We start from the raw sequence: 15,858 nt of genomic DNA, 5'->3' as shown, positions 1-15,858 counted from the left end.
TGCCATCTGCTTCGAAAATGCCTCAGGGGGCCGATTCATTATGTCGCAACCATATGCGGATGGAAGCGAGTTGGACTGAGGCGAGGAAGTTGTCGTCGCGCTTGTCGTATCGGGTGGCACCGCGCGGAACTGCTTGAGTTTGCTGAAGAAGCGTTCGACGAGATTGCGGTATTGCCCGTCGGACGTTCTATCGCTGGTATGATCGCTTCGTCGAAGGCGGGCCGGAAGCGCTGGAAGATCGGCCATCGGCGTCAAGCCGGGTGTGGAACCGCATCGGCGACGATATCCAGCATCAGATCGTCGAGATGGCGCTGGATTACAGCGAGTTGTCACCACGCGAACTGGCGGTGCGCTTCACCGACGAAAAACGCTACTTCGTGTCGGAAGCCTTGGTTTACCGCCTTTTGAAGGCCCATGACCTGATCACCAGCGCGGCTTATGTCGCGATCAAGGCCGCTGATCAGTTCCATACCAAGACCACCTGGCCGAACGAGATGTGGCAAACCGACTTCACCTACTTCAAGATCATCGGGTGGGGCTGGATGTATCGGCGCTTGCAACACCGCAAGCTCGCCGCCTGACATCAAAACCCAGACGGATCGGCACTCCGCTAATTACGACGAGACGTGTGCCGAATGTTCTGACGACGGACAATGCCGATCAACTGGGCTGCGCGCGTGAACGACCCTGTGGACGCCACAGCCAGAAATTCGTCGAACCCGTCCCAGGACGACATAACTATCCCTCCCACGCAATAGTGTACTGAGGAAAAACCCTATTACCGCCTTATTGGCCTAGTGCTAAGAGGCGCAATGTCATTTCGGATCGAGGAAATTCAATGAAAACCCGCGCCGCCGTCGCTTTCGAAGCCAAAAAGCCCCTTGAGATAGTGGAGCTGGACCTGGAGGGACCAAAGGCTAGCGAGGTCCTGGTGGAAATCATGGCGACGGGGATCTGCCACACGGATGCCTACACGCTCGATGGTTTCGACAGCGAAGGCATCTTCCCCTCGATCCTGGGCCATGAGGGGGCAGGGATAGTTCGGGAGGTCGGGGTCGGCGTAACGTCCGTAAAGCCCGGCGATCACGTCATCCCCCTATACACCCCGGAATGCCGCCAGTGCAAAAGCTGCCTCTCGGGCAAGACCAACCTGTGTACCGCCATCCGCGCCACCCAGGGCAAGGGCCTCATGCCCGATGGCACGACCCGCTTTTCCTACAAGGGGCAGCCGATCTTCCACTATATGGGCTGCTCGACCTTCTCCAACTTCACCGTTCTGCCGGAAATCGCGGTGGCGAAAATCAGGGAGGACGCGCCGTTCCAGTCGAGCTGCTATATTGGCTGCGGCGTCACCACTGGGGTCGGCGCGGTCGTCAACACCGCAAAGGTGAAGGCGGGCGAGAATGTGGTCGTCTTCGGCCTTGGCGGCATCGGCCTCAATGTGATCCAGGGCGCCAAGATGGTGGGCGCGGGCAAGATCATCGGCATCGACATCAATGCCGACCGTGAGGAGTGGGGCCGCAAGTTTGGCATGACCCATTTCATCAACAGCAAGGGCCTTTCGCGTGACGAAACCGTGGCGAAGATCCTTGAGGTCACGGATGGCGGGGCCGACTATAGCTTCGACGCCACCGGCAACACCGAAGTCATGCGCACGGCGTTGGAATGCTGCCATCGCGGCTGGGGTGAAAGCATCATCATCGGCGTGGCTGAGGCCGGGAAGGAAATCAGCACCCGCCCGTTCCAGCTCGTCACCGGCCGGGTCTGGAAGGGGACGGCTTTCGGCGGCGCGAAAGGCCGGACCGATGTTCCCAAGATCGTCGACTGGTACATGAACGGGCATATTCAGATCGACCCGATGATCACCCATCTTCTGACGCTGGATGAAATCAACAAAGGCTTTGACCTCATGCACGCGGGCGAAAGCATCAGGTCGGTGGTCCTTTTCTGAAAACACAGCGTCAACGGGAGCGGAATATCCAGATGGCAGTAATCTCCGACGATGGCGACGTCGCCCTCTTTCGCGATCCGGCGGGCACTGACCAATGAGCATAGAGCAGGTCAGCGCCAGTCGTTCGTTCGAAGGCGTGCAAGGCGTGTACAAGCACGCGTCGAGCGCGACCGGAACGGAGATGACCTTTTCGGTCTTCGTTCCACCACAGGCGGAAGGGCGGAAGCTCCCCATTGTCTGGTATCTGTCCGGGCTGACCTGCACCCACGCAAATGTGACGGAAAAGGGCGAGTTTCGCCGCGCATGCGCCGATCTTGGCCTGATCTTCGTAGCGCCCGATACATCGCCGCGCGGCAATGATGTGCCGGACGATCCGGCGGGCGCTTATGATTTCGGCCTTGGCGCGGGTTTCTACGTCGATGCGACCGAAGCGCCCTACAACCGCCATTATAAGATGTGGTCCTATCTTACAGACGAACTGCCGCGAGTGATCGCGGACAATTTCCCCGCCGATATGACCCGGCAGTCGATCATGGGCCATTCGATGGGCGGTCATGGCGCCCTGACCATCGGACTGCGCCACCCGGATCGATATGCGGCAGTTTCTGCCTTCGCCCCCATCGTTGCCCCAAGTCAGGTTCCGTGGGGGCAGAAGGCTTTGTCAGGATATCTCGGCAACGACCGCAACGCCTGGCGGAAGCATGATGCGGTAGCCTTGATCGAGGACGGCGCGAGGGTCAGCGCGCTGCTGGTAGACCAAGGCGGGGCAGACATGTTTCTGGATCAGGAACTGCGCCCGCATCTGCTGAAGGACGCCTGCGCCGCAGCGAATATCGATCTCACCCTCAACATTCGAGAAGGGTATGATCACAGCTATTACTTCATTTCCACCTTCATGGCAGATCATCTCCATTGGCACGCGTCACGTTTGGCTTTTCATAAATGAACCGCAGATAGTTCAACCGATATTCGATGTGTAAGAAGCGCTCCGCCGCGACACAGTCGGGCTTGCCGCTGTAGCGATGAGCGTGATGTCACTATCGGCGTAAAAGCCTCGGCCTTGGCTTATTGACTTCAACATGCCGTGGAGAAGCAGGGACGTAGATCAGACGAGGAATTGAGATGGACCATGCCCGTCACGATCATCACCCCTCCATGGTGGAGCAGGACGTGCGCGATCCCGTCTGCGGTATGACGGTCGATCCGCATGGCACTGCACATCGCGCCGAGCATGGCGGCAAGACTTTCTATTTTTGCAGCAGCAAGTGCCAGGCAAAGTTCGCGGCCGATCCCCTACGCCATATCGGCGGAACGCCGCCCATCCCGAACGCCAATCCCGAGGGCACTATCTGGACCTGCCCAATGCATCCGGAAGTGCGACAGGATCATCCCGGCGCCTGTCCGATCTGCGGCATGGCTCTCGAACCGGAAATGACGCGCGCGGAGATCGGCCCTAGTCCGGAACTGGCTGACATGACACGTCGCTTCTGGATTGGCCTCATCCTCGCCTTTCCCGTGTTCGTGCTGGAAATGGGCGGGCATCTGTTTCCCGCTCTTCATCATTTCGTGCCCATGCCGGTTTCAACGGGGATTCAGCTAGTGCTGGCGACGCCCGTCGTGCTTTGGGCCGGATGGCCGTTTTTTACGCGGGGCTGGGCCTCACTCAAGAGCCGCAACCTGAACATGTTCACCCTGATTGCCATGGGCACGGGTGTCGCATGGGCTTACAGCATGGTCGCTGCACTGGCCCCCGAGCTGTTCCCTCCAGCCTTCCGCAACGCCGATGGCATGGTGGCCGTGTATTTCGAGGCTGCGGCGGTGATCACTGTGCTCGTCCTGCTTGGCCAGCTTCTCGAACTGCGCGCGCGCGAGCGAACGTCAGGTGCGATCAAGGCACTTCTCCGCCTTGCGCCCAAGACGGCCCGCCGTCTGCTCGCAAATGGCGAGGATGAGGAGGTCAGTCTTGATCTCGTCGGCGTCGGCGACCGTCTTCGGGTACGACCGGGCGAAAAGGTGCCGGTAGATGGCACCGTCGAGGACGGACGTTCATCACTGGACGAGTCCATGGTGACGGGAGAATCCATGCCGGTCACCAAGGCCAAGGGCGACAGCGTCATCGGCGGTACACTCAACCAGACCGGCGCGCTTGTCGTCGTGGCGACCAAGGTTGGCCGCGACACGATGCTGGCTCGCATCGTGCAGATGGTCGCCGAGGCACAGCGGTCGCGCGCGCCGATCCAGCGTATGGCCGATCAGGTTTCGGGCTGGTTCGTGCCGGTCGTCATCGCCGTCGCTGTCCTTGCTTTCGCCGGTTGGGGTATCTGGGGGCCGGAGCCTCGCTTCGCCTACGGTCTCGTCGCGGCTGTTGCGGTACTCATTATCGCCTGCCCCTGTGCGCTGGGCCTGGCAACCCCGATGTCTATCATGGTGGGCGTGGGCCGGGGCGCGGGCCTGGGCGTTCTCATCAAGAATGCCGAGGCGCTGGAGCATATGGAGAAGGTCGACACACTGGTCGTCGACAAGACCGGCACGCTTACGCAAGGGCGTCCCGCGGTGACCGCCATAGTGCCGACTGCGGGCCAGATGGAGGCTGAGTTACTACGCTTCGCCGCCTCGGTCGAACGGGCTTCGGAGCATCCGCTTGCTCTTGCCATTGTCGAAGCCGCCCGGGGCCGGTCGATGGTCTTGCCCGAGGTTGGCGCGTTCGATTCTCCGACCGGACGCGGAGCGACCGGCATCGTCGAAGGGCGCAGGATCGTCCTGGGCAACGCGTCATTTCTTGATTATCAGGGCGTCGATACCAGTGCGCTCGCCGCTGCCGCTGACGATCTGCGGAGGGACGGCGCAACTGCGATCTTCGTTGGTATCGACGGCGAAGCGGCTGGCATTATTGCCATCGCAGATCCCGTCAAGCAGACCACCCCGGAAGCGCTCGCCGCACTGCGTAAAGAGGGAATCCGCGTCGTGATGCTGACCGGCGACAACAAGACAACGGCGCAGGCGGTGGCGGCACGGCTGGGCATCGACGAAGTCGAGGCGGACGTGCTGCCCGATCAAAAGAGCGCGGTCATCGCCAAGCTCAAGAGTGAGGGCCGGGTGGTCGCCATGGCCGGTGATGGCGTGAACGACGCTCCAGCCCTTGCCGCCGCCGATGTCGGCATAGCCATGGGCTCTGGAACAGATGTCGCCATCGAGAGCGCAGGCGTGACCTTGCTCAAGGGCGACCTCAACGGCATCGTGCGTGCCCGCCTACTTAGTCGGGCGACCATGTCGAATATCCGGCAAAACCTCGCCTTCGCCTTCATCTACAATGCTGCCGGCATCCCGATCGCGGCGGGCCTGCTCTATCCGCTATTCGGCATCCTGCTTTCACCCATGATTGCAGCGGCGGTGATGGCGCTGTCATCCGTCAGCGTCGTCACCAATGCTCTGAGGCTGAACAGACAAACTCTATGAACATGGACGGACGGTTTTCCAAAATCTCTGTCAGCGTATTTCGGAAAGGAGCCTACCCGATCCCGGATCCGTCCATTTTAATCAGAAAGAAGCGGATTGCCCAGATTGGGCGGGGTTTGGGCGCGCGCTCCGTGCCAACCTTGTGTCCCACGTTTCACGAAACTCGCTCACGGGGATGTCGGTCGAACCAGAAGTCGCGCGCCTGAAATAGTCAGCTATCCGTTCAGAGCGCGTAGTCGATCTGCGCCCAGAATTTCTTCGTGTCAGCGTCACCGGTGAAGCTGGCGACACCCTTGCGATCATAATCGGCATATTTGACGAGCGCGTTTAGATGCTTGTTAATCTTCAGCGTGACCTGCGCATTATACTCGTCGCCATAATGGATCGACAGCCGGTCGCTGCTGAAATGATGATAGGTGAAGGACGCGACAAGCGGCCCCGCCTGGCCAATCTTGGGCACGGTATAGCCGATGCCCGCATAATAGTCCTGAATGCCCGTCCCCGGCGTCGTCAGGAACTTGTCGGCCCAGCCGTTGAACTTATGCAGCGTCGCGAAGGGCGTCTGGAAGGCGAAGCCGCCAGCAATCCCCGTCGCGCCCGCATCGGAGCCGAGCAGTTCATATCCGCCGGTCAGCTTGAACGCAGCGACATCCAGCCCCAGTTCCGCTGCAGCGTAATCCGCCGAATAATCGACAGGATTGCCGCTATAGTCGCTTTGATGCGCATAGCTGGCGAGGTAGCTGAGCTTCACCTTCTTCGACAGCGGCATCGCGCCCGCGAACCGCGCACCATAGGTCTGGCTGCTGTTCCGGCGCAGCGCCGCCACGGCTTCATCCTCATCGACCAGATAGGCAAAGCCGGTCAGCGTGCCGTACTTGGTCTTGTACGAAACATTGGCGAAGATATCGTCGCCGTCGATTTGGGTCGGCCGGTTGGTCGCGCCGAACTTGCCGCCGTCGATGCCCCAGATGGTCCGGGCTGAAATGGCGTAGGTCACGTCGACCTTCAGATTTTTGACGCCCATATATTCGATGCGCACGGCATCGAACGTCTGTTCATTCTGGCGCCAGGCGACCGATCCGACGAAACGCTGATCGTCCAGATTGATCCGCTGACGCCCGACCGTCACCACTAGCGGCTTGGTGCGATACTGGAGCTGGAGGCGGTTCAGCTCGACATTTTCCGGGTCTGGCACCACCGGATAGAGCGTCTTGCCATTGACGCCGCTGTTATAATCCTCGTCGATCGCCAGCGTGCCTTCCCCCTCGGCCAGGAAGGCGAACGGCCCCTTGGAAATCTCGCCACCCGCGCGCAGACGCACAGTCACCGCATCGGCATCGCGGCTGCTGGTGAGCGGCGCAGGACCATCCTGGTCCACCGTCTCATACCGCAGACGCGCCTCGATGATCGGCTTGAACACAATGTCCTGCGCCAGCGCCGGTCCTGCGATGGCAGTCAAGGCCGTTGCCGACAACAGAAATGAAATTCTACCCATAAATCCCCCTTAAAATTGCTCCCGATGGCTTTTTTCGGCCTTTTCAGAGCATCCTCTCCAAGCTGGACTATTGTTGGTGAAATCTCAGGCGGCGAGCGTTGCTGGATTGCGGTAGCGCTCGTGCAGGAAGTGGATGACGGCCGATCGCGCCTCGGCATATTCGGGCGTATCGATGGCTTCGAGCCGGTTGCGCGGCCTGGCGAGCGCGATGGTGCGATCCTCACCGATGCGCGCCGCCGGGCCGTTGGTCATCATCACCACCCGGTCCGCCAACAGCACGGCTTCATCCACGTCATGGGTGATCATCAACACGGTGTTGTTGAGCCGCGCCTGCAAATCCATGACCACATCCTGCAACGCGGCTCGCGTCAGCGCGTCGAGCGCGCCGAACGGTTCGTCCATCAACAGCACGCGGGGGTTCATGGCGATAGCACGGGCAATGCCGACGCGCTGTTTCATGCCGCCCGAAAGCTCGCCCGGCCGCTTGGCGGGGGCATGCGCCATCTGGACCAGTTCCAGATTATGCATGACCCAATCCTTGCGTTCGGCCTTGCTCTTGCCCTGCGCCGTCTTGTCGACCGCCAGCCGCACATTTTCCTCGACCGTCAACCAGGGCAGCAGCGAATGGTCCTGAAAGACCACCGCCCGATCCGGTCCCGGCGCATCCACCACTTCCCCATCTAGGAAGATGGCGCCGCGCGTCGGCTTGACCAGGCCCGCCACGGCATTGAGCAGGGTCGACTTGCCGCAGCCCGAATGGCCGATCAGCGCGACAAACTGTCCCTTTTCAACTTCCAGATCGATTCCGTCGAGCGCGCAGAAGCGTCCCGCCTTGGTCGGAAATTCGACGGTGATGCCTTCTAGTGCGAGATAGCTGCGTTGTTTCATGAACGCCTCCCTTGTTCAGCCTGCGCGGCCGATGATGCGGCCCGCAAAGGCGACGATGCGGTCCAGCGCAAAGCCCACCAGCCCGATCCAGATCAGCGCCACGATGGTGTCGGTTAGCAGCGAACTGTTGTAACTGTCCCAGATGAAGAAGCCGACGCCGGTGCCGCCCTGCACCATTTCAGCCGCCACGATGGCGAGCCAGCTCATGCCGACGCCGATGCGCAGGCCGGTGAACATGTGCGGCACCGTGGCAGGCAGCATGATGCGGGTAAAATATTCGATTGGATTGAGCGCCAGCACCTTGGCGACATTGCGATAGGCCACCGGAATGGTTTGCACGCCCGCGGCGGTATTCAGGATGACCGGCCAGATTGCGGTGATGAAGATCAGGAAGATCGCCGAGGGCTGCGCCTGCTGGAAAATGGCGAGGCTGATCGGCAGCCATGCCAGCGGCGGTACTGTCCGTAGCACCTGGAACAGCGGATCGAGCGCCCGGAAGGCAAATATGCTCTGCCCAATCAAAATGCCCAGCGCCACGCCGACGATCGAGGCCAGGCTGTAACCGATCAGCACACGGCTGAGGCTGGTCAGCACATGCCCAGCAATGCCGACATCGCCGCCGTCCTGAATGCTGAAATGGGTGAGGCCGACGTCCACGCCCTTGAACGGATGGACGATCACCTCATGACTTTCCTGCCAGACCTTGAGCGGGCTGGGGAAGGTCGTGTCGGGTGAACTGCACAGCAGCTGCCAGAAGGCGAGCAACCCGACCAGCATCACCAGCGTCGGCAGAACAGTGGCGACCACGGTCCGCGCCGCCTTCACCAGCGGATGGACTGGCGCCGCGACTGGTTCGAAACTGCGGCGCGCAATCGCTTCTTCAGGATAGGGCAGGATGACCCCCAATTCGGTGGCGGCTGTAGCGGCACCGGCGGCCGAAGCCGACGGTACGCTTTTGCCGTTGGATGACGGTGAAGCCATGGCTTTCTCCCTCAATCAGACGCGCTTGATCGCCAGGCTGGCCAGATAGGCCTTGGGATTGGCGGGATTGAATGTCTTGCCGTCGAAGAATTTCTCGACACCGCGGCTGTCACTGGCCGGACCCTTGCCCCCCAGCATCGCGGCCGCCTTGCGCCAGATGTCGGATCGGTTGACCTTGGCGATCGTGCCCGTGGTGTCGAGCGTCATGGGCAGCTTGCCCCAGCGCTGCTCTTCGGTCAGGAACCACAGGTCATGGCTCTTGTAAGGGAAGCTGGCATAGCCGTTCCAGAACTTCATCTTGAACGGTGCATTCGGATATTTCCGCCCGTCGCCCATGGCGAAATTCCCCTGCAACCGGTCGGCAATGTCGGTGATCGGACATTTCAGATAATCGCGGCCAGCGATAGCCCCGGCAAGTCGCGTGACATTGTTCGGATTGTCGGCCCAGCGCTGCGCCTCCAGCACTGCCGCCGTGATCGCCAACGCTGCGCGGGGATATTTGGCGACCCAGTCGGAACGCATCGCAAAGCTTTTTTCGGGATGGTTCATCCACATCTGGCCAGTCGATACGGCGGTATAGCCCAGTTGTTGCGCGACCAACTGGTCGTTCCACGGCTCACCCACGCAGAAGGCGTCCATCGTGTCCGCCTTCATGTTCGCGACCATCTGCGCCGGCGGAATGGTGATCAATTCCACATCCTTGTCGGGATCGATGCCGCCCGCCGCCAGCCAATAGCGGATCCACAGGTCATGCGTCCCGCCGGGGAAGGTCATGGCCATGGTGATCTTCTTGCCCGCGCCCTTGCGCTGCGCGATCACGCCCTTTATCTTGGCGGCGTTGATATCGGCCTTGGCACCCAGATATTCCTTGGACACCGAAATGCCCTGGCCGTTGACGTTGAGGCGGGCAAGAATGCTCATTGGCGTTGCCTTGCCGATCCGGCCCAGCGTCAAAAGATAGGGCATGGGGGTCAGGATATGCGCGCCATCAATGCCGCCAGCGGCGCTGCCCAACACCAGATTGTCCCGCGTCGCGCCCCAACTCGCCTGCTTCGTGACCTGCACATCAGGCATGCCATATTTGGCGAAAAGGCCCAGTTCCTTGGCAATGATCAGCGGCGCCGCATCCGTCAGCGCAATGAAGCCGAGCTTGGCGCCGGTTACTTCCGGCCCGGCTCCAGCAGCAAAGGCGCCGGACGGAAATGCCTGTTGCACTGCGGCAAAAAGGGCCGCAGTTCCGGTCGTCTTGAGCAGCCCGCGCCGACTGACGCCATTCGGATTGTCCACCTCTGCCATTCCCCAAATTCCTTCCCTGTTGTGCGCTTCGGCTGCACGAAAGGCGCAGCCAGCCGTCGCCGGAAATGCGTTCCGGCGTTTGAAGATGATGTTGAGAGCCGCCCGGCAGCATCCAGGCCGCCAGCGGAAAACCAAATAAAAAAGCCGCCAGGATACAGGTCGATCGACCTATCCGGGCGGCGTCATTGCCGTGCAAATCCATTCCAGGATCGTAATTGAACCCCGCCGTCATCGGCTCGGCTCAACCTAAGGATCGAAGCGCCCCTGCTTCGATCAAAAGCAAGCTGTCATCGATTCATCGGAGTCGCAAGCATTTTTTTGCGCTGCACAAATTTAATTCGGCCATTGTCTTCCCCTCAGACGAGGAGGACATAGGCCGCCCCCAACCCAGCGCACGTAAACAGGACCGGGATCATGCCGACTTTGAAGCGGAAGACGGCGATCGCTGCGCCCACTGCCAAAACAAGCGCCGGAAGGTTCAGCGACGCCAGAACGGGCATATCGAAACTGCTGCCCAGGAAATGGACCGGCCGTACTTCGCGGAACAGGGTATGGATCGCAAACCACAGCGCCAGGTTCAGGATAACCCCGACCACGGCGGCAGTGATTGCGCCAAGAGACGCCGAAAGTGCCCGGTTCCCTCTCAGCCCTTCGACAAAGGGCGCGCCCGCGAAAATCCAAAGGAAGCAAGGCACGAACGTAACCCAGGTGGTGAGGATTGCCCCCAGCGTTGCCGCCACGAGCGGGTTCAACCCGGTCGCTTCGCGAAATGCCGCGAGGAAGCCGACGAACTGCGTCACCATGATGAGCGGACCGGGCGTCGTTTCCGCCAGCCCCAGACCATCCAGCATCTCGCCGGGGCGCAACCAGCCGAAGGTGCCCACCGCCTCTTGCGCCACATAGGCCAACACCGCGTAGGCTCCGCCGAAGGTCACGACCGCCATCTGGCTGAAGAAGGCCGCGATTTTGGTGAAGACATCATTGGGTCCCGCGAAAACAAACAGCAGGACCACGGGTGCGAGCCAGAGGAACAGCAAGGTTGTCGAAATCTTGAGCGACCAGGAAAGGTTGGGCCGGGCGTGATCCGGCAGGCCTTCGCCAAGTGCGGTGTCGCGATCATGGACAATGTTGCCGCCGCCCGATCCGTGGCTGCCGCCGCCCCTGAACGCGGGAAGACCCGCCCGGCCGCCGATATAGCCGCCAAGTGCGGCCGCCAATATGATGACGGGGAAGGGCGCGCCCAGGAAGAAGATCGCTGCGAAAGCTGCGACCGCCATGCCCCGCATCACGTTGTTCTTGAGCGCGCGGGAGCCGACGCGAACAACTGCCTGAACGACGACCGCCAAAACAGCGGCTTTGAGGCCGAAGAAAAGGCCTTCGATCAGAGGCGCATGACCGAGCAGCACATAGATGTAGCTCAGCGCCAGGATCGCCAGGAAGCCGGGGAGGACAAACAGGGCTCCGGCGACCAACCCGCCCTTGGTTTGGTGCAACAGCCAGCCAATATAGGACGCCAGTTGCTGCGCCTCTGGACCAGGCAGTAACATGCAATAGTTGAGTGCGTGCAGGAAGCGTTCCTCACCGATCCAGCGTTTCTCATCGACAAGGATGCGGTGCATGACTGCGATCTGACCTGCCGGTCCGCCGAAACTCAGCGCGGCGATCCGCGCCCAGACGCGCACGGCCTCACCAAAGGCGATTCCATGATCTCGGGGCGTAACAGCGACGCCTTCGTCAAGATCGGTGATGGTGGCGCTCATCGGTCGGACTTTCTTGTGCTGAAATAGGCGTGGAACTGGTTGAGCGCCTCGCTGGCGGTGGCGATGCGCTGGAGATCGTCGTCAGTCGATGCGCAAACGCCCGACAGCATGGCGCCGACGCCCGCCGTTTCCGGCCGGGCGAACTTGCCGTCGCCAATGTCCAGTTCATGGATGATCTCACCGATCGCCACGAGCGCATGATCATTTATCAGGTCAGCGCGCATGAGCAGCGTCTCGAAGCTGCAACGGCCGCCTTCATGCGTGAATTCGGCATCGACCATGTCGAAGCGGAGTTCGCCCTCGACGGGATCATAATGGCGGCCGTCGACGAATTTGAACCGGGCGTTCGGGTCGATGAAGCGCCGGATCAACCAGGCGCAGGCGATGCGATCGACATGGATGCCGCTGCGCGTGATCCAGGTGCGGCCGATAAGGTCGATCGGCTGTGGCGCGTCCGCCGGTTCGGCTCGGCTCACATCGGGATGCTGATAACGTTGGCGGTCCAGCTCCGCCAGCGCCGCCTCGGCGTCCTGACGACCATGAGCGCCAAAGAAGTCCAATCGGCTGGCCTCTTTCATCCGCTTTTGCAGGCGCGCGATATCGGCGCCGCTGGCCGGTCCCGTTTCCAGCAACCGGCGAGCGGCCTGCGCGATCTCGTCATAGTCCGCGTCTCGCGCGGTATCGAACAGCGTGCGGACGTCTAGGTCGGTCTGGCCAACCAACAGACGGGCCTCGATGACGGTCGCTTCGCCGCCATTTTCCGTGATCTCGTTCAGAAGCTCCCGGAACGCCGCCTCACCCTCGGCCGAGCGCGGCAGGACATGGACGGCATTTTTGAGAGGAACGGCGCCAATCGCTTGCAATCGCCGCCAGATTTTTACCCGGAGATAGGGCGGCTTCGCAGGAAGCTGATGCAGGAGGGCAAGCCAAAGGCTGGTATCGGTCGGATGCATGATGCATATGTATCATAGAAAAGATTCATGAGTAATAGAAATATCAATTTCAGATATCTTGTTCCAGCGATGGCCGCCCTCCTGCGTGATTGGGAGGATTTCAGGATTGTCGTGGATCAACTGCCGAAGCAACGCCTCCTTGAACCCGTCCGCTGATCCAGTTCGACGCTCCAGTTTTTGGGTCTTTCATCCGCCCCTATCAGGAAGGGCGCGCCGAGCGCTTGACGGGCGGGCAGGGGGCTCATCTGGGTCGCAGGCTGAAGGCAGTGTCCCTCCGCGGCGAGGCGAGGCGCAATAAGGCCTATGGGGATTTAAGATTCCCATTTTGGCGAAGATGTGATTCACGCTTTGGATGGATCGCTTCGTATTGACCGACGCCCAATGGGCGAAGATGGAACCGCATTGTCTGGGAAGCCGACTGACCGAGGGCGGAGCGGGAGAAACAGCCGGCTATTTATGGAGGCCGTGCTGTGGATTGTCCGGACAGGCAGTCCATGGCGCGACCTTCCTGCGGTGTTCGGTAACTGGAGCACGGTGTTCCGACGATTCCGCGGCTGGCGCAAAGCCGATGTTTTCAAACCCACGTCGAAGCAAGCCCATCCCGCTCGGTAGCGAGATGTACAAGTGGCGGCATTTGATCGAAAACTTTTTCTGCAAACTCAAAGAGTTCAAGCGCATCGCCATGCGCGCCTGCAAAACAGATCAAAGCTTCGAGGCCATGATCTGCCTCCCCGCCGCCGTCATCAACTCGCGATGAATCCCCACAGGCCTTAGGTTGCAGACCCACAATCGCCATAGTCCGGTGTAGATGTAGCTAAGCGAAACTCTTGTATTTGCTGCCACGCTAATCGTGCAAGCTCCGGAAATGCTTCGGCCCGATCCGCTGCTTGCACGGATGACGCCGTGCCGCGGATGACGCGGCCTTTGATGCCGTGAAAGATGGCCGCCAACCGAAAGAAATTGAACGCAATATAGAAATGGTAATTGGGAATAGAGGCTCTGCCTGTCCGCTTACAATAAGCTGCGACATATTCGTCCTCAGTTGGAATATTGAATGCGGCAAGGTCGACGCCGCCCAACCCCGCCACAATGTGGGGCGGCATACGGTACATCATCGCGTTATAGGCGAAGTCCGCGAGCGGATTACCGAGCGTCGACAGTTCCCAATCGAGAACGGCCACAACCCGCGGTTCCGTTGGGTGGAAGATCATATTGTCAACGCGGAAGTCGCCATGCACGATCGATGACTCGTCGTCGGGCGGAATATTAGCGGGCAGCCATTCGATCAGTCGATCCATGTTCGGATCGCGTCCGGCCTCGACATCTCCAAGGTACTGCCGCGACCAGCGGTCGATCTGGCGTGCGAAGTAATTGCCAGGTCGGCCATATTCACCCAGCCCTACGGCGTGGTAATCAACTCCGTGAAGCTGGGCCATAGCAGCGTTCATCGCATCGAAATAGGCCGGGCGGTCGGCAACATTAACCTCTGGCAGCGTAGCATCCCAGAAGATGCGCCCTTCGACCAATTCCATGACATAGAACCATCGGCCGATCACGCTATCGTCAGTGCACAGCCCATAGACGTGCGCCACCGGGAAGCCGGCTTTTTCGAGGCCGGTCAATACCTGCGCCTCGCGTTCGATCGCGTGCGCCCCGGCCAGTAACTGCCCCATAGGCTTACAGCGCAGAACATAAGCCCGGCCAGGCGTCATAAGCCGGTAAGTCGGGTTGGATTGCCCACCCTTGAACTGGTCAACACTCAACGGACCGGTGAAACCCGCGACATTCGACTTCATCCAGCGGGCCATCGCCTGCTCATCGAAGCCCTGACCCGCGCGTACCGGGGTCGTGCCCACATTGGACTGCGTATCGGTGCTCATTCGATATTCGCAATCGCGAAGGTGCGCTTGATTTTTTTGGCCAGCGACCATTTATGAACTTCTGTCGGACCGTCATAAATGCGAAAAGCCCGGATTTCTCGAAAGACCTGCTCAACGACCGTATCGCGCGATACCCCCGTGCCGCCCAATATCTGTACGCAACGGTCAGCGACGCGGTAGAGCGCCTCCGACACCGCAACCTTTGTCATAGAGCTTTCAGTCACAGCTTTGTCTCCGCGGTCGAGTGCATCGGCGCACCAGTCGATGATCAATTCACTCTGCTTGAGGTCGATCAAATTTTCCGCAAGCATGAAGCCGACGCCTTCGTGATCGATCAGCAACTGGCCGAAGGCCTTGCGTTTGAGCGCATAGGCTGTCGCAATTTCGTTGGCACGCATAGCGCTCCCCAACCAGCGCATACAATGTGTCAGCCGGGCCGGGCTGAGGCGTATCTGTGCGTAGGCGAACCCTTCGTGCGGCGCACCGAGGATGGCGCTCGTCGGCAGGCGTAAATCGTTGATCGTGACGACCGCGTGGCCGCCCGGCATCGAACTGTCGATCGTCTCGATCAGCCGATCGAACTTGATCGCCGGATGCGGAAGATCGACCAGAAACATGGTCGCGGTATCCTTGCCGTCGCGCACCGTCTTTGCCATCAGGATCGCGAACGCGGCGCCTTCGAAGCCCGTCGCGAACGCCTTGCGCCCGTTCACGATCCAGTAGTCGCCGTCCTGCCGCGCCATCGTCATCATCATCGAGGGATCGGACCCGGCGCCGCCCTCTTCCGCCGGTTCCGTCATCAGGAAGCAGGAGCGGCTGTGCCCCGCGATCAGCGGTTCAAGGAAACGCGCTTTCTGCTCTGTCGTTGCGACGTGGCCCAGAAGGTAGATATTGCCCTCATCCGGCGCGGATGTGTTCAAAGCGACGGGTCCGAGCGGTGACAGGCCCGACGCGCGCAGGATCAGTGCGGTTCCGCGGTGTGTGAAGTGAGACCCATCTGGTCGAACATGCGGGGTCAGCAGCCCCGAAGCGATGGCCTTGGCCCGCATCTCCTGGACCAACGCATCGGATGGCCCATGACCTCCCTGGTGATAATCCGCCTCAAAAGGGATGACGACATTCCTGACGAAAGCTTCCACCTTGCCAGCGATGATTTGCGCTTCGCCGAGATCATTTTCCATCAACATGTGTTCCTGCA

At 60.5% G+C, this 15,858-nt stretch carries 11 protein-coding genes and 3 pseudogenes; 5 read left to right on the top strand and 9 right to left on the bottom strand.

The features are described 5' to 3' along the window. Window positions 1–22: 22 nt before the first annotated feature. Window positions 23–168: pseudogene (locus ACZ5ZH_RS16350) on the bottom strand (IS5/IS1182 family transposase); the annotation flags it as partial. Between ACZ5ZH_RS16350 and ACZ5ZH_RS16345 the strand changes: the two are divergent. From ACZ5ZH_RS16345 to ACZ5ZH_RS16330, 4 genes and pseudogenes are all read left to right on the top strand, one after another. Next, window positions 168–548, top strand: a pseudogene (locus ACZ5ZH_RS16345) (helix-turn-helix domain-containing protein); the annotation flags it as partial. The pseudogenes ACZ5ZH_RS16350 and ACZ5ZH_RS16345 overlap by 1 nt on opposite strands. Window positions 549–838: 290 nt before the next feature. Continuing rightward, a complete protein-coding gene (locus tag ACZ5ZH_RS16340; RefSeq protein WP_464773034.1) occupies window positions 839–1,951 on the top strand; it encodes an S-(hydroxymethyl)glutathione dehydrogenase/class III alcohol dehydrogenase in 1,113 nt (370 codons plus the stop codon). Between the two features lie 94 nt (window positions 1,952–2,045). Continuing rightward, window positions 2,046–2,897 carry an S-formylglutathione hydrolase gene (fghA, locus tag ACZ5ZH_RS16335; RefSeq protein WP_464773033.1) on the top strand — a complete coding sequence of 284 codons (852 nt, stop codon included), beginning with the start codon at window positions 2,046–2,048 and terminating at the stop codon, window positions 2,895–2,897. Between the two features lie 176 nt (window positions 2,898–3,073). Beyond that, window positions 3,074–5,407 (top strand): heavy metal translocating P-type ATPase, encoded by a 2,334-nt coding sequence (locus ACZ5ZH_RS16330; protein ID WP_464773032.1) that lies wholly within the window; start codon window positions 3,074–3,076, stop codon window positions 5,405–5,407. A 223-nt stretch (window positions 5,408–5,630) separates the two neighbouring features. Here the strand turns inward: ACZ5ZH_RS16330 and ACZ5ZH_RS16325 are convergent, their stop codons facing one another. From ACZ5ZH_RS16325 to ACZ5ZH_RS16300, 6 genes are all read right to left on the bottom strand, one after another. Then, complete coding sequence (locus ACZ5ZH_RS16325; protein ID WP_464773031.1) at window positions 5,631–6,902, bottom strand: alginate export family protein; 1,272 nt, start codon at window positions 6,900–6,902, stop codon at window positions 5,631–5,633. Window positions 6,903–6,986: 84 nt separating this feature from the next. Next, window positions 6,987–7,790, bottom strand: coding sequence for an ABC transporter ATP-binding protein (locus ACZ5ZH_RS16320; RefSeq protein ID WP_460989077.1), 804 nt, complete (start codon window positions 7,788–7,790; stop codon window positions 6,987–6,989). 15 nt (window positions 7,791–7,805) lie between these two features. After that, a complete protein-coding gene (gene ntrB, locus ACZ5ZH_RS16315; protein ID WP_464773030.1) occupies window positions 7,806–8,771 on the bottom strand; it encodes a nitrate ABC transporter permease in 966 nt (321 codons plus the stop codon). Window positions 8,772–8,786: 15 nt separating this feature from the next. Continuing rightward, window positions 8,787–10,067, bottom strand: a complete 1,281-nt coding sequence (locus tag ACZ5ZH_RS16310; protein ID WP_464773029.1) for a CmpA/NrtA family ABC transporter substrate-binding protein — start codon at window positions 10,065–10,067, stop codon at window positions 8,787–8,789. 356 nt (window positions 10,068–10,423) lie between these two features. Further along, the gene (gene chrA, locus ACZ5ZH_RS16305) at window positions 10,424–11,827 is read right to left on the bottom strand and encodes a chromate efflux transporter (protein WP_449469304.1); all 1,404 of its coding nucleotides are present in this window, start codon (window positions 11,825–11,827) and stop codon (window positions 10,424–10,426) included. Continuing rightward, window positions 11,824–12,780 carry a chromate resistance protein ChrB domain-containing protein gene (locus ACZ5ZH_RS16300; protein ID WP_464773028.1) on the bottom strand — a complete coding sequence of 319 codons (957 nt, stop codon included), beginning with the start codon at window positions 12,778–12,780 and terminating at the stop codon, window positions 11,824–11,826. The genes chrA and ACZ5ZH_RS16300 overlap by 4 nt, the downstream gene beginning before the upstream one ends. Before the next feature lie 352 nt (window positions 12,781–13,132). Between ACZ5ZH_RS16300 and ACZ5ZH_RS16295 the strand changes: the two are divergent. Then, window positions 13,133–13,537: pseudogene (locus ACZ5ZH_RS16295) on the top strand (transposase). 13 nt (window positions 13,538–13,550) lie between these two features. Here ACZ5ZH_RS16295 and ACZ5ZH_RS16290 read toward each other — a convergent pair. Beyond that, window positions 13,551–14,660: a phosphotransferase gene (locus ACZ5ZH_RS16290; RefSeq protein WP_464773027.1), complete on the bottom strand. Its 1,110-nt coding sequence runs from the start codon at window positions 14,658–14,660 to the stop codon at window positions 13,551–13,553. After that, complete coding sequence (locus ACZ5ZH_RS16285) at window positions 14,657–15,841, bottom strand: acyl-CoA dehydrogenase family protein (protein ID WP_464773026.1); 1,185 nt, start codon at window positions 15,839–15,841, stop codon at window positions 14,657–14,659. The genes ACZ5ZH_RS16290 and ACZ5ZH_RS16285 overlap by 4 nt, the downstream gene beginning before the upstream one ends. Window positions 15,842–15,858: the final 17 nt, after the last annotated feature.

The sequence above is a fragment of the Sphingobium sp. TomMM7A genome (assembly GCF_055397305.1).
The sequence above is the reverse complement of the archived record's forward strand: the minus strand, read 5'-3'. Positions and strand labels throughout refer to the sequence as shown.